Raw genomic sequence first — 21,040 nt, forward strand, 5'->3', positions numbered from 1 at the left:
GCAGGGCGCCGGTCAGCAGGTTCTCGTAGCGCAGGGCAAGGTCGGGCCGGCGCTGCTGAAGGCCTCGACCAGCGGCCGGGCCAGATCGTCGTCGAGCGAGGAATAGATCGTGAGTTCGCCCGCCGCCTGCCCCGAGGGCGCGGGAAACAGCACCGCCTCGGCCCGGGCGATGCCGGTCAGGGCCAGGATCAGCAGGGCGGACACGAGGGCAAGGCGCATGATGGCCGCCAGACTGCCCCAGCCGGACCCCGTTCACAAGCGCCGGCACGCAGGCTAACCTGCCGGACCGGAGAGGGATTCATGCGCATCCTGCTGGTCGAGGACAATCTTTCGCTGGCCGAGGGCCTGTCGGCGCTCTTGCGCCAGTCCGGCTATGCCGTGGACGTGGTCCATGACGGCGCCTCCGCCGAGGCCCTGGCGGCGGCCGAAAGCTTCGAGCTGGTGATCCTGGACCTGAACCTGCCGCAGATGGACGGGCTGGAAGTCCTGCGCGCCATGCGGGCACGGCGCAACCCGGCCGCGGTGATGATCCTGACCGCGCGCGGCACGCCCGAGGAGCGGGTGCGCGGCCTCGACCTCGGTGCCGACGACTATCTGATCAAGCCCTTCGACATCGGCGAATTCGAGGCCCGCATCCGCTCGCTCTTGCGCCGGCAGGCCGGGCTGCGCACGGCGACGGTCAGCTTCGGCGCGCTGAGCTTCGACCAGAACAGCCGCAGCTTTTCGGTCGAGGGCCAGCCGCTGGACCTGCCCGCGCGCGAACGCGGCCTGCTGGAGCTGCTCATCACCCGCGCCGGCAAGGTGGTGCCGCGCGACAGCATCGTGCAGTCGCTGACCTCGCTGGAGGACGACCTGTCGGCCAATGCCATCGAGCAATATGTCAGCCGGCTGCGCAAGCGCCTGGCGGCGGCCGGGCTGACGGTGCGCACGGCGCGCGGCATCGGCTATTTCCTGGACCGGGCATGAGCCGGCCGTTTTCCATCCGCCGCCGGCTGCTGCTGTGGCTCTTGGCGGCGACGGCGGTCTTCGGCGCGCTGGCGCTGGTCGACACCGGGCGCGAGGCGCGGCACATGGCGACGGCGCTGGCCGACCGGGTGCTGGCCGGCTCAGCCCTGGTCATCGCCGAACGCGCCTCGCTGGACGAAGAGGGCATGATCGCCATCGAGATCCCCTATGGCGCGCTGGAAATGCTGAGTTCGGCGGCCGAGGACCGGGTGTTCTATCGCGTCGACGGCCCGCCGGGGCGGCTGGTCACCGGCTATGCCGACCTGCCGGTGGCGCCGGCGGTGCCGGGCGGCGATCCGGGCTTTGCCGACGGCCTGTTCCGCGACCAGCCGGTGCGGGTGGCGACGCTGGCCCGCGCCGCCTCGACCGGCATCGACGAGGTGCCCTTTACCGTCACCGTGGCCGAGACCACCACCGCGCGCGAGGAACTGACGCGGACCATCCTGATGCGCTCGGCCCTGCGGCTGGGGCTGATGATGCTGGGCGCGGCGCTGATCGTCGGCATCGCGGTCACCGTCTCGCTGCGGCCCTTGTCGCGGCTCTCCGAGGCGATCGCCACCCGCAGCCCCGACGACCTTTCGCCGGTCGAGACCCCGGTGCCCAGCGAGGTGCGCGGGCTGGTCGGCGCCATCAACGGCTTCATGCTGCGGCTGAAATCGGCGCTGGACGGGTTGCGCAATTTCACCGGCAACGCCGGCCACCAGCTGCGCACGCCGCTGGCCGTGGTGCGCACGCAGCTGGCGCTGGCGGCCCGCGCCGGCACGCTGGCCGAGGCGCAGGCCGCCGCTGCCAAGGGCGACGCGGCGGTCGCCCATGCCGAGCGCATCCTGGCGCAGCTTCTGCTTTTGGCCAAGGTCGATGCGGCGGCGGGCCGGGCGCCCGACGTGATCGACCTTGCCGCCTTCGCCCGCGACCTGACCGCCGAGCAGATCCCCGCCGCCGCCGAGGCCGGCATCGACCTGGGCTTCGAGGGCGGCCTCGAGGGCGAGGGCCCCCTGCCCGTCCGCGCCGAGCCGCTGCTCTTGGGCGAGGCGCTGGCCAACCTGATCTCGAACGCGATCCTGCACACCGGGCGCGGCGCGATGGTGACGATCCGCGTCCGCGCCGAGGGCGACGAGGCCGTGCTGGAGGTCGAGGACGACGGCCCCGGCATCCCCGCCGAGGCCCGCGCCGCCGCCATCGGCCGCTTCGCGCGCGGCCAGGGTCCGAGCCAAGGGCCGGGCCTGGGCCTGGGCCTGCCGGTGGTCGAGGAAATCGCCCGGCTTTTCGGCGGCCGGCTGGGCCTGCACCCCGGCGCCGGCGGTCGCGGCCTTTGCGCCCGGCTGCATTTCCCCCGCGCCGCCTGATCCCCCGATTTGCAGAATCGGCGCCGCCATGGCATCGCGCGCCTTTCACCCGCAGGAACCACCGCCATGCCGCCCACCTCTCGCCAGACCCGGTCGATGCTTCTGGGGTGTTTCCTGGCCGGCGGCCTGGGCATCGGCGTCTGGGGCGCCAACCTGCCGGCGCTCGCCCGCCGCACCGGCATGGACGAGGCGCAGATCGGCCTGGTGCTCTTGTGTTTCGCGGCCGGGGCGATCGTCTCGATGAACCTGGTGCCGCGGCTGATGGCGCGCTTCGGCGCCGGGCGGGTCTCCTGCCTTGCGGCCGGGCTGTTCGGCCTTGGCATCGCCGCCGTGGCGCTGGTCGGACAGATGGCACAGGCGGCGCTGGTCGCGGGCTTCTGCGGCGTGGTCTTCGGCGCGCTGGACGTGGCGATGAACAGCCATGCCGCGCAATTCGAGGCCCGCGCCGGCCGGCCGGTGATGTCGTTCTTTCACGCCATGTTCAGCGCCGGCACCCTGGCCGGCGCCGCCGGCTATGCCTGGCGCGCCCATGCCGGCGGCGCCGCGCCGGCCAGCCTGGTCGCGGCCGGACTGCTGATCCTGCTGCTCGCCGCGCTGGCCGCCACCTGCGCGGGCGGCGCCCCCGCGCCGCAGGACGACGCCATCCCGGCGCAAGCCCGCGGCGCGACCGCAACGCCCGGCCTGCGGGTGCTGGCGCTTGGCGCGGTGGCCTTTGCCATCTTCTTCGCCGAGGGGGCGATCATGGACTGGGCGGCGCTTTACCTAGTGCGCATCCTCGGCGCCAGCGAGAGCACCGGCGCGCTGGGTTACGCGGCCTTTGCCGGCGCCATGCTGCTGGGCCGGCTGCTGGGCGACCGCGCCAACCGCATGTTCGGCGCGGCGCGGCTGTTCCGTCTGGGCACGGCGACGGTGGCGCTGGCGCTGGCGGCGATGCTGGTCGCGGGCGCCGTGGTCCCGGTGCTGGCGGCGCTGGCGCTCTGCGGGCTCGGCATGGCGAATGTCATCCCGATCCTGTTCTCGGCTGCCGGGCGGCTGGGACTGGCGGATGGCGGGCGCTCGATGTCGCGGGTGCTGACCATGGGCTATGCCGGGCTGCTGGTCGGGCCGGCGGTCATGGGCTTCGTCGCCAAGGCGGCCTCGTTGCAGGCCAGCCTGGCGCTGGTGGCGCTGGCGGTGGCCGCCACCTGCCTTTGCGCCCGGCTGGTGCGACCCGAGGCCGACTGAGCGCGCTCGCCGCCGTCAGGGCTGCACCGCCTCGGCCCGCAGCATCTCGACCATGCGGTCGCGCATGACGAATTTCTGCGGCTTGCCGGTGACGGTCATCGGCAGTTCCGTCACCACGCGGACATGGCGCGGCACCTTGAAATGCGCGATCTGCCCCTTGCAATGCGCGCGCAGGGCCTCGGGGTCGATGGTCTCGCCGCTGCGGGGTATGACCCAGGCGCAGACCTCTTCGCCAAAGCGGTCGTCGGGGATGCCGAAGACCTGCACCTCGCGCACCTGCGGGTGGCGGATCAGGAATTCCTCGATCTCGCGCGGATAGATGTTTTCGCCGCCGCGGATGATCATGTCCTTGACCCGGCCGACGATGGTGCAGAAGCCCTGCTCGTCCAGCGTGCCCAGATCGCCGGTCTGCATCCAGCCGTCGTGGATGGCCTCGGCACTGGCGGCGGGATCGGCCCAATAGCCCGACATCACCGAATAGCCCCGGGTCCAGATCTCGCCCTTTTCGCCGACCGGCACGGTCGCGCCGCCCTCGCCGACGATGCGCACCTCGAGATGCGGGTGGATGCGGCCGACGGTCTCGCAGCGCTTCTCGGTCGGGTCGTCGGTAAAGCTCTGGAAGGACACCGGCGAGGTCTCGGTCATGCCGTAGCAGATCGTCACCTCATGCATGTGCATGTCGCGATTGACCCGCTTCATCACCTCGATCGGACAGAGCGCGCCGGCCATGATGCCGGTGCGCAGGCTCGCGAGATCGCGATGCGCCTGGTCCAGTTCCTGCAGCATGGCGACGAACATCGTCGGCACGCCGTAAAGCGCCGTCGCACGCTCGGCCTCGACCGCGTCGAGCGTCTGCGCGGGATCGAAGGCCTCGGAGGGAAAGACCATGGTCGCGCCCTTGCTGACCGCGCCCAGGACGCCCATCACCATGCCGAAGCAATGGTAAAGCGGCACCGGGATCACCAGCCGGTCGGCATGGCTCAGCGCGATGCGGTCGGTGACGAAGCGGCCGTTGTTGACGATGTTCAGATGCGACAGCGTCGCGCCCTTGGGCTGGCCGGTGGTGCCCGAGGTGAACTGGATGTTGATCGGCTCGTCGGGGTCCAGCGCGATGCCGTCCAGCCGGGCCAGCAGGTCGGGCGTGGCGCGGGCCGACAGCTCGGCAAAGGCGATCATGCCGGGACCGGGATCGTCCTGCATCATCACCACATGGCGCAACTCGGGAAAGCGCGCCGGGGCGCCGCCCGCGGCCAGTTCCGGCATCAGCTCGCGCAGCATCGCGGCATAGTCCGAGCCCTTGAAGCGGCTGGCGGCAACCAGCGCCCGGCAGCCGACCTTATTCAGGGCATAGTCCAGCTCGGACAGGCGATAGGCCGGGTTGATATTGACCAGGATGGCGCCGATGCGGGCGGTGGCGAACTGCGTCAGCACCCATTCCAGCCGGTTCGGCGACCAGACCCCCACCCGGTCGCCCTTGGCGATGCCCAGGGACAAGAGCCCGGCCGCCAGCCGGTCCACCCGGGCGGCGAATTCGCGATAGCTGAGCCGGTCGCCGCTTTCGCGAAACACCAGCGCGTCATTGCCGCCATGCGCGGCCACGGCCTCGGCCAGCAGTTGCGGGATGGTGGCATGTTTCAGCGGCGGCTCGGCCGGTCCGCGCACATGCGACAGCCCGTCCTGCGGCGCGGCCGAACGGGAAAGCGGATGCGTCATGATCGTCTCCTGTCCTTTCAAGGGCCGGGGTGCGGCGGGACCGCGCCCCGGCCGGGGCGACCTTCAGCCGCGCGCGATGTTGACGACCTGCATCTGGGTATATTCGGTCAGCCCCTCGACCGATTGCTCGACGCCCAGGCCCGAGCCCTTGAAGCCGGCCATCGGGATATGCGGGCCGATGTTGAGCTGCTGGTTCACCCAGACCGTGCCGGATTCGATGCGCCCGGCGATCTCGGCCGCGCGGTCCACATCCGCCGAATGCACCGAGCCGCCCAGGCCGTAATCCGAGGCATTGGCCCGCGCGATCACCTGGTCGATATCGTCGAAGCGGATTACCGGCAGGATCGGGCCGAACTGTTCCTCGTCGACGATGCGCTGGCCGTCGCGAACGTCGCGCACGATGGTCGGCGTGATGAAATAGCCCCTGCCCTCGCGCGCCTCGCCGCCGGCGATGACCTTGCCGCTGGCCCTGGCATCGGCCAGGAAACCCTTGACCTTCTCATACTGCGCCCTGTTCTGGATCGGGCCGATGGTGGTGCCCTGCTTCAGCCCGTCATCGACCACGGCGGCCTGGGCGATCTCGGCCAGCGCGTCGCAGAATTCGTCATAGATCGCGTCATGGACATAGGCGCGCTTGACCGCCAGGCAGACCTGCCCCGCGTTCATGAAGGCGCCGCCATAGACCTTTTCGGCGGTCTTCCTGACATCGACGTCGGGCAGGACGATGGCCGGGTCGTTGCCGCCCATCTCCAGCGTGACCCGCTTCATCGTGCTGGCGGCGCTGGCCATGATGCGCTTGCCGGTCTCGGACGAGCCGGTGAACCCGATCTTGGCGATGCCCGGATGCGTGGTCATGCGCGGGCCAAGGTCGTTCGCGTCGGTGATGATGTTCACCAGCCCGGCCGGGAGGATCCTGGCGCAAAGCTCGCCCAGCTTCAGCGCCGCGACCGGCGTGGTCGGCGCGGGTTTCAGCACGATGGCATTGCCGGCCATCAGCGCCGGGCCGATCTTCCAGCAGGCCAGCAGCAGCGGGAAGTTCCAGGCGATGATCGCGCCCACGACGCCCAGGGGCTTGTGGCGGGTCTCGATGCGGAAATCCGCGTCATCCTGGATCACCCGGTCGGGCAGTTCCAGCGTCGCGGTATGGGCCAGATAGCCCTGGCTCCATTGCACCTCGCCCAGCGCCTCGGGCAGCGGCTTGCCCTGTTCCTGGGTGACGGTGCGCGCCAGGTCCTCGGCGTGCTCGCCGATGGCGGCGGCCAGCGCCTCGATCTTCGCCCGCCGCTCGGCCATGCTGGTCCTGGCCCAGTCGCGTTGCGCGGCGGCGGCGGCGGCGACGGCCTCGTCAAGCTGCGCCTCGGTCGCGTGCGGCACGCGGGCAAAGACCTCCTCGGTGGCGGGGTTGAGCACGTCCACCATGCGCTCGGCCGAGACCAGCTTACCGCCGATCAGCATCCTGTAATCCATCTTTTTCCTCCCAAAGCGCGCCGGCTCCTCAACCGGGCATGGCGGAAAGCATAGGCCGCGGGGCCGAGCGGCGTCTTGGCGTGCCGCGCCAGCCACCGGGGCTGGCGCGCCAGGAAAAGCCTTTGCGATCAATGCACGGCGCGGCAGGAGGCGTAGTAGTCGCCCGGCGCCATGGCGTAATGCTGGCGAAACACCCGGTTGAAATGCGACAGGTCGCCGAAGCCCGCGCGAAAGGCCAGTTCCGAGATCACCGGCCGGCGGTTCATCTGCGCCGCGCGCCGCAGGTGGTCGGCGGTCAGCCGGGCGCGGCGCTGCGCCAGCACCCGGGTGAAGCTGGTGCCGTGGTCGCCGAAATCGCGCTGCAACTGGCGCCGCGACAGGTTGACCAGCGCCGAGAGCCGCTCGATCGAGAATTCCGGGTCGGTCAGGTGGCGCTCGATGGTCTCGCAGGCATGGCGGAACCGGCCGGCGCGGTCGCGAAAGCCGGGCGCCGGGCCTTCGCCGCGAAACAGCAGCGCGACGAAATCGAACAGATAGTCCGCGGCGTCATCGGCTTCGGGCGCCTCGGCCAGCAGGGCGCCAAGACCCGCGAGCAGCGGATGCCGGGCCGGGATGCGCCGCCCGGTCAGCGGCGCGGCGGGGCGGCCTTCCAGGCACAGCGCGCGCGGCAGATGCACCGAGGTGAAGCTGGCGTCGCGGCCGTCGAAGCGGATCTGGGCGGTGCGGGTCGAATCCATCAGCAGGCAGTCGCCGGCCGCCAGCACCTCGGCCGCGCCATTGTGGATGACCCGCGCCTCGCCGGCGCGCTGCATCAGCAGGAACAGATATTCGCTGTCATCGCTGCGGATGCCGGAGCGCTGGCGGTCGATGCGGTCGATGCGGCAATCCATCTCGGCGATGTCGATGCCGTGGCGGCGGCGCAGCCGGAAATCCCCCACGGCCCGCCGGTTGCGCTCGGCGGGGGTGCAATCGTATTGGCCGCAATTGGACAGGACGCAATTGCTCCATTCCTCGAAACACATCATCACCTTTCCTCCCCAAGAAGGCTTGCTGTGCGGCGGCCATGATACGCGAGGGGGGCGCAAGATCAACCGCGCCCTTCAGGGCGCGCCGATCTCGTCGCTGCGGCGGCTGTCGAGTTCCTGCGCATAGCGCTTCAGACAATAGGCCTCGGTCAGCGAGCCCAGCACCCGCTGCGTCGCCGGCCCGTCCAGCACCGGCAGGATTTCCAGCTGCGTGCGCGAGAACTGGTCCAGCACGGCCTGGATATTGTCCTGGCGGAACACATGCGCATCGGCGCCGATCATGCAATCGGCGGCCAGCAGGACATCGGCCAGCTCGGTGATCTCGGGGTCGTGCACGGTCGCCATGTCGATGATGCCGGCATAGCGGTCGTGCTCGTCCACGGCGAAGGCGTATTTGCGGCTGCCGAGCGGCAGCTCTTCGCGCAGGATCGCCACCGGCTGGTGCAGCGGCACGCGGCGGATGTCGCTGCGCATCATCCGCCCCGCCGTCAGGTCGCGCACCCAGCCCACGTCATGCGCCCCCAGCAGCGGGATGCCGCGCAGATGGAAGCGCCAGGTCGAGAAGGAATAGCCGAAGGTCAGCCGCACCACGGTCGAGGCGATGAAGGCCGCGGTCAGCACGCCGACGGTAAAGGCGAAATTGCCGGTGATCTCCAGCACCAGAAAGACCATGGTCAGCGGCGCGCCGGTGATGGCGGCGCCGACCGCGGCCATGCCGGCCAGCATGGCGGGGATGCGCAGCTCGGGCAGGCCGGGCAGCGCCAGCACCAGAAGCTGCGCGACCAGCGCCCCCAGCAGGCAGCCGATGAACAGCGACGAGCTGAAAAGCCCGCCGCGAAAGCCCACGCCCAGCGACAGGGCCGAGGCCAGGATCTTGCCAAGCAGCAGCAGCGCCACCGCCCAAAGGCCCCAGTTCTGGCTGATATGCACCTGGATCGAGTCGTGCCCGCTGCCCAGCACCTGCGGGCTGGCCAGCGCCATGGCGCCCAGGATCAGCCCGCCGGCCGCCGGACGCGCCCAGACCGCCAGCCGGCTTTTCTGGCACAGCCGCTCGAAGACCGAGACCAGCCGCATGGTCGCGGTGCCGACCAGCGCCGCCAGCAATCCGATGATGATGAACAGCGGCAGCAGCGTGTCGGGCAGCGCCGCCACATCGGGCAGGTGGAACAGCGAGCCATGCGGCTCGACCGCGCGGCGCGCCAGCGTGCCCGAGATCACCGCCGCGCCGATGATGGCGATGTTGCGCGGCGCGTAGGAGCCATGGACCAGCTCGAAGCCGTAGAAGGCGCCTGCCAGCGGCGCGTTGAAGGCCGCGGCGATGGCCGCCGCCGCCCCGGCCGAGGTCAGGCAGCGCTTGTCCTCGCGCCGCAGCCGGAACGGCTGGGCCACGGCGGAAAACAGGCTGGCGCCAAGCTGGCTGTAGCCCGCCTCCATCCCGACCGAGGCGCCCGAGAGGTTCGAGAGCAGCGTGAGCCAGGCCAGCCGCAGCGAATCCCAGACCGACATCTTGCCGCCGTAAAGCGCATTGGCCTCGATCGGGTCGACGATCTCGGCCGGGCGGATGCGCTGCGCGACCAGCGCCCAGACCCCCAGCACCAGCCCGCCCACCGCCGGGACCAGCGCATAGGGCCAGGCCGGCAGGTCCGAAAGCGCGCTCAGCGCCGCGTCGCGCGGCAGACCGAACAAGAGCCCCTGCGCCGCCAGAAGCAGCCGGTGCAGCCCCGCGACCGCCAGCCCGACCAGCCCGCCAAGCGCGAAGGCGATGACGACCAGCATCGCCTCCTGGTCGCGCAGCTGCCGTCGGACCTCGTTGATCCGCTGCAGAAAGGACAGCATCAGGCGGCGCGGGGCGGTCTTGCGGGCAAAGGGCATGGGGCGGTCATCCGGGGGGGGCGCGGAGAGGATCTGGCGACGGGGGCCGGCCCGCCGCCCTGGGGCGCGTCACTCGCCCCGGGGATAGCGCTTGTTTTCCTCGAGCACGTTCAGGTCCATGTGGTTGCGCATGTAGCGCTCCGAGGCCCTTTGCAGCGGCTGGTAATCCCAGGGGAAATAGGCGCCATTCCGCAGCGCCTCATAGACCACCCAGCGCCGGGCCTGGCTTTCGCGCACCTCGGCGTCATAGGCCTCCAGGTCCCAGCGCGCCCGCATCTGCGCCGAAAGCCGCGCCAGGGTCTCGGCATGGGCGGGGTCGTCGGCCAGGTTGCGCAGCTCCTGCGGGTCGTCGGCCAGGTTGTAAAGCATCGGCGCATCGGCATTGCACAGCGCCAGCTTCCAGTCGCCGTCGCGCAGCGCCACCATTGGCGTCACCGTGCCCTCGGCCGCGTATTCCATCGGCACCGGACCGCGCGCGCCCTGCCCGGTGGCGAGCCCCGTCAGATCCTCGCCATCGGTCCAGCGCGAAAGCGTGCTGATGTCCAGCCCGGCCAGCGCCGCCACCGTCGGCACCACGTCTAGGGTCGAGGCAGGCTGGTCGATGCGCCCCGGCTGCCAGCCCGGCGCCGCGATCATCAAGGGCACCCGGGCCGAGCCCTCGAAAAAGCTCATCTTGAACCACATGCCGCGTTCGCCCAGCATGTCGCCGTGATCCGAGACGAACAGGATGATGGTGTTGTCGTCCATCCGGCCGCGCTTGAGCACGTCGAGGATCTCGCCGATCTTTTCGTCCACATAGGAGATATTGGCGAAATAGCCCTGCCGCGCCCGGCGCACGTCCTCGGGCGTGATGTCGAAGGCGCGGAAGTCGCAGGCCTCCATCAGCCGCTGCGAATGCGTGTCCTGATCCTCGAACGGGATGGCCGGCACCTCGGGCTCCAGCGCCGGGCAGTCGTCGTAGAGATCCCAGAACCGGCGGCGCGCGACATAGGGGTCGTGCGGATGGGTGAAGCTGACGGTCAGGCACCAGGGCCGGTCGTCCAGCCGGCGCGACAGGTCATAGAGCTTTTGCGTGGCGTTGAAGGCGACCTCGTCGTCATATTCCATCTGGTTGGTGATCTCGGCCACGCCCGCGCCCGTCACCGAGCCGAGATTGTGATACCACCAGTCGATGCGCTCGCCCGGCTTGGTGTAATCCGGCGTCCAGCCGAAATCGGCCGGATAGATGTCGGTGGTCAGCCGCTCCTCGAAGCCGTGCAGCTGGTCGGGGCCGACGAAATGCATCTTGCCCGACAGCGCGGTGTAATAGCCGGCGCGGCGCAGGTGATGGGCATAGGTCGGTATGTCCGAGGCGAATTCGGCCGCATTGTCATAGACCCGGGTGCGGCGCGGCAATTGCCCCGACATGAAGCTGGCACGCGCCGGGGCGCAAAGCGGGCTCGCGGTATAGGTCTTCGCGAAGCGCACCGAGCGTTCCGCCAACGCCCGCAGGTTCGGCGCGTGCAGGAACGCGGCCGGCCCGTCCGGGAACAGCGTCCCGTTGAACTGGTCCACCATCAGGATAAGGATATTCGGGCGTGTCATCTCGGGCTCGTCTCGGTCGTTCAGGGTCTGGGCGCGCGGGCCGGGTTGCGGCATCGGCCTGCCGCCGCCTATAGCCCGGCGCGCCGGGATAGTCAGTCGAAATAACCGCCCGGCGTGACGCGGGCGCCGGGCCCCCTGCCCCTTGCCATGCCGCCGCGGAAGGCGCTATTCCATGGGCTTATATAGCCTTGTGCCAAGCCTGCCGTGCAGCGGGATTCTTTTCATGCAGGCCATAAAGGATCTTTATCGCCGATGCGCCATGTCGACCTGGGCTGGATGCGGGTTTTCGTCGAGGTCTGCCGCGCCGGCAGCCTGTCCGAAGCCGCGCGGCTTCTGAACCTGACCCAGCCCGCCGTCAGCTATCAGATCCGCCGGGCCGAGGCGGAATTCGGCGCGGCCCTGCTGACCCGCGGGCATCGCGGCGTCGCGCCGACCGAGGCCGGCGAGGCGCTGCTCGCGATCCTGACGCGCAGCGTCGATCAGGTGGACGAGCTGGCCGCGCGGCTGCGGCGCAAGGCCAGCGCGGCGGTGCTGCGGCTGCATACCGATTATGCCTTTTCCGGCTTGTGGCTGATCCCGCGCATCCACCGCTTTCGCGACGCCCAGCCCGAGGCCGATTTGCAGATCATCGCCTCGCAGCACAGCGACCTGGGGCAGCTTGAGCCCGGCGACATCGCCGTGGTCTTCGGCAGCGCCGCCACGCTGGGTCCCGAGGCGACACTGCTGATCGAGGAGCGCGTCGTCCCGGTCTGCGCCCCGCATTTCGCGCAAGGCCGCAGCGCGGGCGCCTTTGGCGCGACCCGGCTGATCCATCTCGACAGCCCGCATCCCGCCGCCTGGTTCGACTGGCGCCGCTATCTTGCGGCCATCGGGCGCGCGGGCGACCTGGCCCGCGACCAGGGCAACCTGCGCTTCAACACCTATTCGCTGGTGATCGACGCGGCGCTGGCCGGCGAGGGCGTGGCGCTTGGCTGGGGCGGGCTGGTCGATCCGCTGCTGGCGCGCGGTCAGCTGGTCCGCTTCGGCCCCGAGCGGGTGGCGCCCGGCCAAGGCTATCACATGATCCAGCGCGCCCCGCACGAGCCGGCGACGCAAGGCCTGCGCGACTGGCTGGTCGCGGAAAGCGCGCGGCACTAATTCCGCCCCCCGATCTGCTTGAGGCAGGCGCGCCTGCCGGCATGGCGTTCGGGCCGGGTCGTGCGGGCCAGGCCTGTGTCCAGCGCCTCTGAACCCATGTCGATGACCTGCCGGGTTGGAACAGGCTCAGGGCAGGTTCTCCAGCGCCTGGCGCAGGGCCGGACGCAGGGGCGAGCGCGCCGGCAGGGCGGCCAGCGCCAGCAGCGCCAGAGGCAAGAGCTCCGCCGGGTCACGCAGGGCCGCGGCGGGTGGCAGCCGGGCCGGATCGGCGCCGACGACCGCCTGCACCAGCGCGAGCAGGGCGCCGAGGCGTCCGGCACCGCTCAGCCGGCCCGCCAGGGGCGCGAGCTGTGCGGCAAGGCGCGCCGGCGGTTTCGACAGCAGGGCCTGGGCCAGCAGCCGCTCCAGCCGCAGCGCATCGACCCGGTCGCCATCCGAGCGCTGGCCGGCCAAGGCCAGCGCCTGATCCAGGGCGGCGGCCATGTCGCGCAGGTGCTTGTCGCGCTGGTTGCGATTCAAAGCCCCGGTCGCGCGCTGCCGGAACAGCCGCGCCAGCAGGACATGCCGGCCGAGGCTGGGCTGGCAGGCCCGGTTCAGCGCCTCGAGCAGCTCGACCCAGGCCAGCGGCTGGTCGGGATCGCTGCCGTCCAGCAGGACCGCGCTGCCTTGCAGGCTGCTCAACGGCAGGTTCGGCATCTCGGCCTTCAGCGCATGGCCATAGGCGGCGATGGCCCTGTCGCTCTGCCCGCAGGCCATCCAGCCGTCGCCCAGCGCCGCAGCCAGATCGGAATGGTCCAGCCATCCGGCGCGCTCGATCCTGTCCTGCAAATGCGCCAGCCGCTCCGCCAGCGGGCGTTGGCCCGGCGCGTCGGGCAAGGCCATCTCGGCCCGGACCTGGGCCAGCGCCTCGGCCGGCGAGGCAAGCTCGACGCCGTCGCCCTGGCGCTCGGCCGTGGCCGGGGTCAGCACGAAGCCGGGATGCCCGTAGCACTGATAGGCGGCCCAGGTGTTCGTCGCCATCCCCGAGGCCTCATAGGCCTCGGCCCGGGCCTGGCGCAGGGCGGTGCCGTAGTCGGTGCCGCCGCACAATTGCTGGTAAAGCCCCTGCGCGAACTGCTTCGCGGTCGCGTCCGAGACCGCCCAGCCGCAGGCCACCACCGCCGCACAGCCCATCTCGATCAGCTCCACCGCCAGGCTGGCGGCAAAGCCGGGCCGGTCCCGGCGCAGGGCGGCGCCGAAGCCGTCCTCGGTGCCGATCTGGCCCAGGTGGCAGCAGTTCAGGAACACCAGTTCGGGCGCTTCGGGCATCTGCCGCAACAGCGGCGCCTCGAGCACGCCCAGGGGCGGCGCGCCCAGCACGATGCCGGTCATCGGCGGCGCATCCGGCGTCGGGCGCCAGTCGATGACACCGTGGCTGGCGATATGGACCACGCTCCAGCCGCGCGAGAACAGCGCCGAGATGACCCGCGCCGGCGTCGCATCCGGGCCGACCAGCCGCGTCACCGCGAAGCCGGCCTCTTCCAGCTGCGCGGCCATGGCCAAGGCCTCGTCCCGGGCGTTGGGCAGCGGCGGCAGGCCGCCGCTGCCGTCGCCCGGATCGCCGATGACCAGCGCACTGCGCGGCCCGCCGCGCCGGGGCGGCGTGGGCGAGTCGCGCTGGCTGACCAGCTGGCGCATCAGCCCATAGCGCACCGCCGGCGGCTTCAGGAGCTCGGGAAAGCGGCCGTATTCGTCGGGGCGGCGGTCGTCCAGCATCTCCCAGGGGATGGTGGCGCTGTCGCGGTCCAGCACCAGGCGCAGGTTGCGATCCTCGAGGCTGTGCTGCTTCAGGGCCGCGGGCCAGAGCAGTTCGAAAAGCGTGCGGCCCGGCGAGATGCCGTCGGCATCCAGCGTCACGGGCTGGTCGGGGATCTGCGCGACGTAATGCTGGACCAGCCGGCGGCTGACCGCCACGGTCTCGGCCTCGACCCGGGCGCGGCCATCGACCAGCAGGTAATGCAGCGGCCCCAGCGACGGCGCCGGCGCGCCCGGGGCGGGCGGTTCGGGACGCGGGGCGGTGATCGTGACCTCCATCCAGGAATCCGGGTCGGCCTCGGGGCCGGTGCGGCGGAAGCCGCCCCTGCCCAGCTGCAAGGGGCCCTCGCGGCGGAAGGGGTCGCGCATGCGCCGGACCCTTTGGCCAAGCGCGTGCCAGGCGGTGACGGCGACCTGCTCGACCGCCTCGATGATCTGCAATTCGGCAAAGCGCACGGGCATGTCGGTCCCGGCCTGGCCGGACAGGATCCGGTTGGCCTGCTCGACCCCGTTCAGCAGCGCCGAGACGCTGTCCGCGACCGAGACCACGCCCGAGCCGCAGCCGATCAGCACCGCCGAGACGCCCAGATCCCGCGGGACAGCGGCCTGCGCCTCGTCCTTGGCCGCGGTCACGGGCGGCGCCAGCAGGTCGCGCGCCGCATCGGCATAGGCCAGCAGGCCCGAGCGGATGGTGGTGGTCAGCGCGCCGGTGCTGAGGCCGGACATGACGCCGGTGCCGACGACGATGCCGCCGGTCACGCCGTCCGGCGCTTCGGCGCAAGGGGACAGATGCACGTCCCAGCTGCCGATCAGCCCGGGATGCAGCCCAAGCGCGTTGCGGCGCCGCAGCCGGCCGTTCAGCCGCTGGTCCAGCGCCTGTTCGGCGCTGCGGATCGCGTCGCCCAGGCCATGGCCGACCAGGATCGGGTGGCGGGCATGGCGCAGGTCGTCATGGACGACGCTGACGCGCACCTCGGGCGTCGCCGGCGGGGCGGTTTCCAGCAGGGCCGGGGGACGCCCGCCCATGGTCATGGCGACGAGCTGCAGGGTCGAGGGCATGGCGGGCAGCGGCATGTCGGCGCTGACCGCCTCGCGCGGGCCGGCGACCGGCTCGGCCGCGCGCAGGCCGGGGCCGCGGGTGACGCGGCGCAGCTCGGTCTGGCCCTTCAGCAGCAGGTCGCTGATCGCCGGGTGCAGAGAGCGGTCCTTGCACAGATCGCCATGTTCGGTCGGCGCATACCAGGCCGGCACGCCGGCCGGGATGCCGCTGGACCACAAGACGGTGCCGTCGCCGCGCGGAGTCGTGGTCATCATCAGCCTCGACGAGGCGTCGCGGAACAGCTGGTCGCAGGTCTGGCCCATGCCGGCCAGGTAAAGGCAGCGCCCGCTGGGCAGGCCGGCATTGTTGCGCATCAGCGCCCAGAAGCTGCGCGCCTGCGCCAGCGCCGCCGGGTCCAGCGCCCGCGGCCCGGCCAGAGCCTGCCATGCGCCCGCGTCCAGCAAGGCCGGCGGCAGCAGCTGCAAGGCGCCCGGCCAGGCCCGCATGATCGCGCTGATCTGGGCGATGTCCTCGGTCAGGCTGAGGGCGGCCAGCATCTTGACCGTCCGGGACAGGCCGAGCAGCCCCAGCGCCATGGCCAGCGAGCCGCCGTTCGGCGTCCCGAGCATCAGCAGGCGCGAGGCGGCATTGCCCTGGAAGGCCTGCAGCAGGACCGGGTCGCGCAGCGCGACCCGCGCCACCAGCCCACCCATGGAATGCGCGACGAAATGGATCGGACGCTGCGGATTGCCGCGCAGCTTGGTCAGCACCGCCCTTGCCACCGCCGCGCCGGTGGTCTGGATCGGCAGGCGCCAGTCATAGGCCAGCGTGAAGGTCTCATGCGTGTGCGACAGGTGCTGGCGCAATTCGCCGTAATACAGCTCGATCACCCCGTCCGGCCCGACCCGGGGCTGGTCGATCGCCAGCCGGCGGACGCCGCCGGTGCAGATGCCGCCCGGATTCAGCCAGACCCGCTGCCCCCCGGCCGCCAGATGGCTGCCCGAGATCCCGGGCAGGATCACCGCCAAGGGCAGCACCGCGCCGCGCAGCAGCGCCGGCGCGGCCGGGCCTTCGGACAGCACCAGCCCGGCCTCTGCCCCGGTCTCGGCCGGGACCGGCGCGCGGGTGACGCCGCGGTCCTTCTCGGCCCGCTCGGCCTCGGCCAGCCGCGTGTCGGGCGGGGCGATGCCGCGCAGCCGATCGGGCGCCAGCAGCCCGTCGCGCAACTGGGCGGCCGAGCGGGCATTGCCGAAATAGCCGAAATGCGTGACCTTGGGGCCGCGATCGACCAGCAGGACCGGATCGTGCCGCGGCAGCCCGCCCTCCATCAGCGCGGTGTTCACCACCAGGTCATGGTCGCTGCCGAAGAAGTTGTCGAGGAAGAACAGCATCAGCTTCCTGGCCGACAGCGACAGCTCCAGATCGCCCGCGATCACCACCAGCCCGTCCGTGGCCTCCCCGCGCAGCGGGCGGCCGGCGTTCAGCATCCGGACCAGCGGCGAGAATTCCGGCGCCATCGCCGCCACGCCCGGCAGCGCGTCGGCCCGGTCGCCGCCGGCCAGGGCGGCGGCGGAGATGCGGGCCAGCGCCTCGATGTAATCCGCGGGCGCCTCGCCCAGGATCCGGGCGCTGCGCGCCAGCGCGTTGAAGACCAGCCCCAGCCAGTCGCCCAGCCGGCCGTCGGCGATGCAGGTGCCGCGCACCGGGCAGGCGACGCGGACAAAGCGGGTGACGGCGATCCGCTGCCGGACCAGGGCGCGGCCCAGTTCCTCGGCGCGGTCGCGCGCGGCGCCCTCGAACAGCGCCAGATCCTCGGGGCGCAGCACGGTATCGCCCTGGGGCTCGGCCAGATGGCCAAGCGCCAGCAGCTCGCCCACCAGCCCGCCGCGGCTGTGGCTGACCAGATGCAGTTCGGCCCCCTGCGGCAATTGCCCCAGCAGGTCCAGCGCGTTCTGCACCGGATCCTCGGTCAGGCTGCGGTGGTCGAAGGCCAGGATGCGGCCGGGATAGGCCAGGTGCAGCGCCTGCCAGACCTCGGGCTGACCCGGTTGCAGCTTGCCGAAACTGCCCAGGGTCGAGGAACCGGTGCCATGCAGGAACAGAAGCCAAGGCAGGTCGTGCTGGTCCTCGCCCGGCTGCAATCCATCTGCGAGCGGCGCCAGGCTGCCGTCCCTGCTCCACAGCTTCAGGCCCAGAGGCACCCGGCCTTCGTATTCCCGGGCCAGATCCAGCGCCGACGCCTGGGGGCCGCGCACGACCACGCGGCGGATGGTCCAGGTGATGATGCCCCGCGCGGCGTCGGCGGCGGCAAGCTCGGGCGGCGGTTGCAGGACCAGTTCGTGCGGGATCGCCAGCACATCGGGCGCGGCCCCCGAACGCGACAGCACCATGCTGCCCGGCAGGCGCCGCGCCAGTTCGTCGCCGCGGATCATCAGCCGGGCGCCGTCGTCGGTCTCGATCTCGACGACCTCGTTGTCGGCGATGTCGAGCTCGGTCCGGTCGGCCTCGTCCCGGTTCGCCGACATCAGCACGGCGGCGCGGATCTCGGGGTCGCCAGCGTCCGGCAGGGGCTGGCCTTGCAGCAGGATCTTCACGGACGCACCTCTTGCTCGGCGGATGGGGTTTCGGCCGAGCGGGCCGGCGGGCGCAGCGTCGCCTCGTCCTCGACCGCGTTCAGCAGGAACAGATAGGCCAGGGTCGAGGACATGCGGCGGCCCTCGAAACTGCCGGCAAAGCGGGCGTTCATCTGCGCGCGGTCGGAAAACAGCTTGTAGATGCGCTGCTGCACGAACTGGATCAGCCGCGGCCGATAGACCGAGATCGGAAAGGCATAGGGCTCATAGGAGAGGAATTCGGCGCCGCCGGGCTGTTCGACCATGCAGGGGCCGCGCTTGTCGTTCCAGCCTTGCAGCCGGTCCAGGATCAACTCGCGGTCGCCCATGTAGATGCGCCGCTGGGTCGAGGGGCCGGCGCAGAACCATTCGATCAGCGCCTCGTGCGAAGCCAGCGGGCAGAAGCGATAGTCCGGCCAGGGCCGTTCGGCGATCGGCTTGTCCGCCAGTGTCTGGTCCTGCGGCTGCGGTCTGTCGCAGCTGGGATCCCGAACGAGCGCGAGGACGGCGTTGCAGGCCTGGGGCAATACTCCCGCCGCGGCATGAGCCAAAGCGGACCGGCAGGGCTCCACGCCCGAGCTTTGCGCCATGGCGGCGGAATCGGCCTGGCCGGGCGCGCCCAGGACCCGTTCCATCAGCCGCCGGCTGTCCGGGTCCAGCCGCGAGACCAGCTTCCTGTCCTGCGCAAGCGCGTCCAGCCTGCGCGCGGCATCCGCAAGGGCCGCCACGCTGTCGCCGGCCAGCCTGGTGTCCAGCGGGACGCTTTCCAGCGCCCGGCGCGCCTCGGCCGCGCTCCAGCGCAGCTTGCAGCGCTGGTAAAGGATGCCGCGCTGCATCGGCAGCAGGGCGTTGAAGTGATCGACCTCGCAGGCCTTGAAGGCCACGTCGCGCGCCGTCGTGCTGCCGATATAGCCGATCAGCATGCCGTTGCGCATGTCGCGCTCGATCTTGTCGAGATAGGACACGCCCGAGGCGAAGACGATGGGCGAGAACACCGTCCTTTCCGACCGCACCGCATCCGAAAACCGCATGGTCACGGCGTCGCACAGCATGTCGGCCTGGTCCTTGTGCGCCAGCGGCAGGTTCAGCCCCTGGAAGCGGTCGCCCGAGGTGACGGGCCGCAGCGTGACCTGGAACAGGTCCTGGCCGGCAAAGATGTCGAGGCACAGCTGCGCGAGATAGCCGTGCCAGGCACCCGGCCGGCTGGGGTCGCTGCCCGGCAGCAGATAGGAAAACGGCGGCGCATCCGCGCGCATGGCCATGACGACCTGTTGCGGACCCCTGCTGCTGCGCGCACCCTCGCGCGCGGTCTGCGCCAGCGCGGGATGCGCCGGCCACAGCGTCAATGCGGCGATCAGCGCCAGCGGCAGGACCTCGTCGGGCAGCCAGCGCTGCCGCAGCCGGCGGTTGCGTTCGGGCAACTCGCCCAGGACGCCCGCCGCCAGGAAGGCCAGCATGCCCAGCACCAGATGCATCACCAGCTCGCCCCGCCCGGCGCAATCGCTCGAGGACAGCATGGCGAGCCCCGGACATTGCTGCGCCAGCGAGGGGTTCCAGTAATACTGGTGCTCGATCGACAGCAGGATGACCCCGGCCGCGCAGCCCGTCCCATACCACAGCCGCATCGCCGAGCTCTTGCGCAGATCGGCCGACAGCAGGGCCATCGGGATCAGCACCAGCAGGATGATCGCCTGGCTGGGAAAATAAAGGATGAACGGCGTGCTGCCGACATAGAGGCTGAAGAAATAGCTTGCCGTCGGCGCGACGAAAAACGCCTTCAGCGCGCCCACGCCCATCAGCCCCAGCACCGAGACCGCAACGCCCAGGCACAGGCAGGAGAAGATCTGCATCGCATAGCCCGACCGGCGCTGGGTCCTGGCCGCGCCGGCCCAGTCGCCGCTGTCCCAAAGATATTGCCGCAGCGAAAAGGCGGCGAGCAGCGGCAGCCAGGTCAGGGCGGCGATGCGCAGCGTCTCGACCAGGGCGGTGGCCAGCACGCCATAGACATTGCTGGTTTCGACGAAAGTGCCGATCGGCTCGACCACGCCGCGCCAGGCCGCCGCGGCATAGACCAGAAAGACCGCGATCAGCGCCAGGAACAGCCCGGCCTCGGGGCCGACCCCGGCCGAATCCGGCGGATCGGCCGCGACCAGCAGCCGATAGAGCGCCGGGTCGATGCGCACGGTGCCGGGACGGCCGGGTCCGCGCGCCTCGGATTCGGGATCCTGCACCGGGCTGTCGGGGTCGCGTTCGATGAAGATCGCGAGAATCCCCACCAGGTCCAGGCGCAGGGCTTCGGCCTTTGTCGCCGCTTCGGCCATATCGGTGCGGAAACGGTCCTTGCGGTTCGCAAGATCGACGCCGGTGGCGGCTTCGGGCACTTCGGAGATGCGCTTGTGCAATTGGTCCAGCAGCTTGGCGGCGTCGTGGACATAGTCCTGTTCCATCGCGTGGACCCGGTTCGAGACCTCGCGCCCGGGCCATTTCCCCCGTGCCGACCGCGCCCAGAAAATCAGCAGCTCCAGCTGGGCCAGCAACGAGATCAGCGCATCCTGGCTCGACTTGCGCTGCATGGCGGGGTCTCTGGACCAGGGATGGCGCGCGAAGCTCTGCTCCCAGGGCCCGCGATAGCCCGCCAGTCGCCGGGTCAGGTCATCCCTTGCGGAATCGGTGGCGCTGGTCGCCGCGTCCAGCGCCACGATCAGGTTGCGCATGGTCTGCTCCAGCCGCACCGGGATGCCCACGGCACGATAGGCGCGGTTGCGCAGCCAGCCCTCGGTCAGTTTCACCGGCGGCAGCATCTCGGCCAGCCCGGCGAAGGCAAAGGCCAGCATCAGCGGCCATTGCGCGCTGTCGAATTGCAGCTTGTCGACATCCATCTGGATGCCGGCGACCGGGATCATCTGCGTCGATTGCAGGATCAGCCGGCCGAAAAACGTCAGCGAGACATAAAGCAGCAGGATCGCGCCGCAATAGATGAAATAGGCGCGGATCAGGGCGCCATGGCCGCCGATATCGCCGGGGCTCAGCTCGCCCAAGGCGCGCGACACGGATCGGACATCGGATTTGACGAGAAATCTTTTCCAGGCGAATAGCGCGATGAAGACGCAGCCGAAGATAAAGGCGTAAAGAAAGCCGGGCGCAAATTTTATGCCCATCATCGGGACCTGGTTCAGCGCATCCGGGCGCAGGTCGCCATAGGTCCAAAGCGACATGGGAACG

General features: G+C 70.8%; 12 protein-coding genes. 4 read left to right on the forward strand and 8 right to left on the reverse strand.

Annotated elements, in window-relative coordinates:
- Positions 1-12: 12 nt before the first annotated feature.
- The gene (locus PARN5_RS25025) at positions 13-219 is read right to left on the reverse strand and encodes a hypothetical protein (RefSeq protein ID WP_232419470.1); all 207 of its coding nucleotides are present in this window, start codon (positions 217-219) and stop codon (positions 13-15) included.
- 81 nt (positions 220-300) lie between these two features.
- On the opposite strand from PARN5_RS25025, the gene PARN5_RS0119125 reads away from it, so the two are divergent.
- From PARN5_RS0119125 to PARN5_RS0119135, 3 genes are all read left to right on the forward strand, one after another.
- Positions 301-966: a response regulator transcription factor gene (locus PARN5_RS0119125; protein ID WP_018001382.1), complete on the forward strand. Its 666-nt coding sequence runs from the start codon at positions 301-303 to the stop codon at positions 964-966.
- The gene (locus PARN5_RS0119130; protein WP_018001383.1) at positions 963-2,351 is read left to right on the forward strand and encodes a sensor histidine kinase; all 1,389 of its coding nucleotides are present in this window, start codon (positions 963-965) and stop codon (positions 2,349-2,351) included. The genes PARN5_RS0119125 and PARN5_RS0119130 overlap by 4 nt, the downstream gene beginning before the upstream one ends.
- Positions 2,352-2,417: 66 nt before the next feature.
- Positions 2,418-3,575, forward strand: a complete 1,158-nt coding sequence (locus tag PARN5_RS0119135) for an MFS transporter (RefSeq protein WP_018001384.1) — start codon at positions 2,418-2,420, stop codon at positions 3,573-3,575.
- 15 nt (positions 3,576-3,590) lie between these two features.
- On the opposite strand, the gene PARN5_RS0119140 is transcribed toward PARN5_RS0119135, so the two are convergent.
- The 5 genes from PARN5_RS0119140 to betC form a co-directional block, all read right to left on the reverse strand.
- A complete protein-coding gene (locus PARN5_RS0119140; protein WP_018001385.1) occupies positions 3,591-5,288 on the reverse strand; it encodes an AMP-binding protein in 1,698 nt (565 codons plus the stop codon).
- A 63-nt stretch (positions 5,289-5,351) separates the two neighbouring features.
- The gene (locus PARN5_RS0119145) at positions 5,352-6,755 is read right to left on the reverse strand and encodes an aldehyde dehydrogenase family protein (protein ID WP_018001386.1); all 1,404 of its coding nucleotides are present in this window, start codon (positions 6,753-6,755) and stop codon (positions 5,352-5,354) included.
- Positions 6,756-6,883: 128 nt separating this feature from the next.
- Entirely contained in the window at positions 6,884-7,780 is an 897-nt protein-coding gene (locus tag PARN5_RS22615) for a helix-turn-helix domain-containing protein (RefSeq protein WP_051071046.1), read from the reverse strand.
- Between the two features lie 75 nt (positions 7,781-7,855).
- Positions 7,856-9,652 (reverse strand): chloride channel protein, encoded by a 1,797-nt coding sequence (locus PARN5_RS0119155; protein WP_018001388.1) that lies wholly within the window; start codon positions 9,650-9,652, stop codon positions 7,856-7,858.
- 69 nt (positions 9,653-9,721) lie between these two features.
- Positions 9,722-11,236 (reverse strand): choline-sulfatase, encoded by a 1,515-nt coding sequence (betC, locus tag PARN5_RS0119160; protein WP_026155575.1) that lies wholly within the window; start codon positions 11,234-11,236, stop codon positions 9,722-9,724.
- Between the two features lie 252 nt (positions 11,237-11,488).
- Between betC and PARN5_RS0119165 the strand changes: the two genes are divergently transcribed.
- On the forward strand, positions 11,489-12,373 hold the full coding sequence (locus PARN5_RS0119165; RefSeq protein WP_018001390.1) for a LysR family transcriptional regulator: 885 nt from the start codon (positions 11,489-11,491) through the stop codon (positions 12,371-12,373).
- A 126-nt stretch (positions 12,374-12,499) separates the two neighbouring features.
- Here the strand turns inward: PARN5_RS0119165 and PARN5_RS0119170 are convergent, their stop codons facing one another.
- Both PARN5_RS0119170 and PARN5_RS22620 read right to left on the reverse strand, forming a co-directional pair.
- On the reverse strand, positions 12,500-17,800 hold the full coding sequence (locus tag PARN5_RS0119170) for a CHAT domain-containing protein (RefSeq protein WP_018001391.1): 5,301 nt from the start codon (positions 17,798-17,800) through the stop codon (positions 12,500-12,502).
- Positions 17,797-21,033 carry a hypothetical protein gene (locus PARN5_RS22620; RefSeq protein WP_018001392.1) on the reverse strand — a complete coding sequence of 1,079 codons (3,237 nt, stop codon included), beginning with the start codon at positions 21,031-21,033 and terminating at the stop codon, positions 17,797-17,799. The genes PARN5_RS0119170 and PARN5_RS22620 overlap by 4 nt, the downstream gene beginning before the upstream one ends.
- Positions 21,034-21,040: the final 7 nt, after the last annotated feature.

Source organism: Paracoccus sp. N5, from assembly GCF_000371965.1.
Taxonomy (GTDB): domain Bacteria; phylum Pseudomonadota; class Alphaproteobacteria; order Rhodobacterales; family Rhodobacteraceae; genus Paracoccus.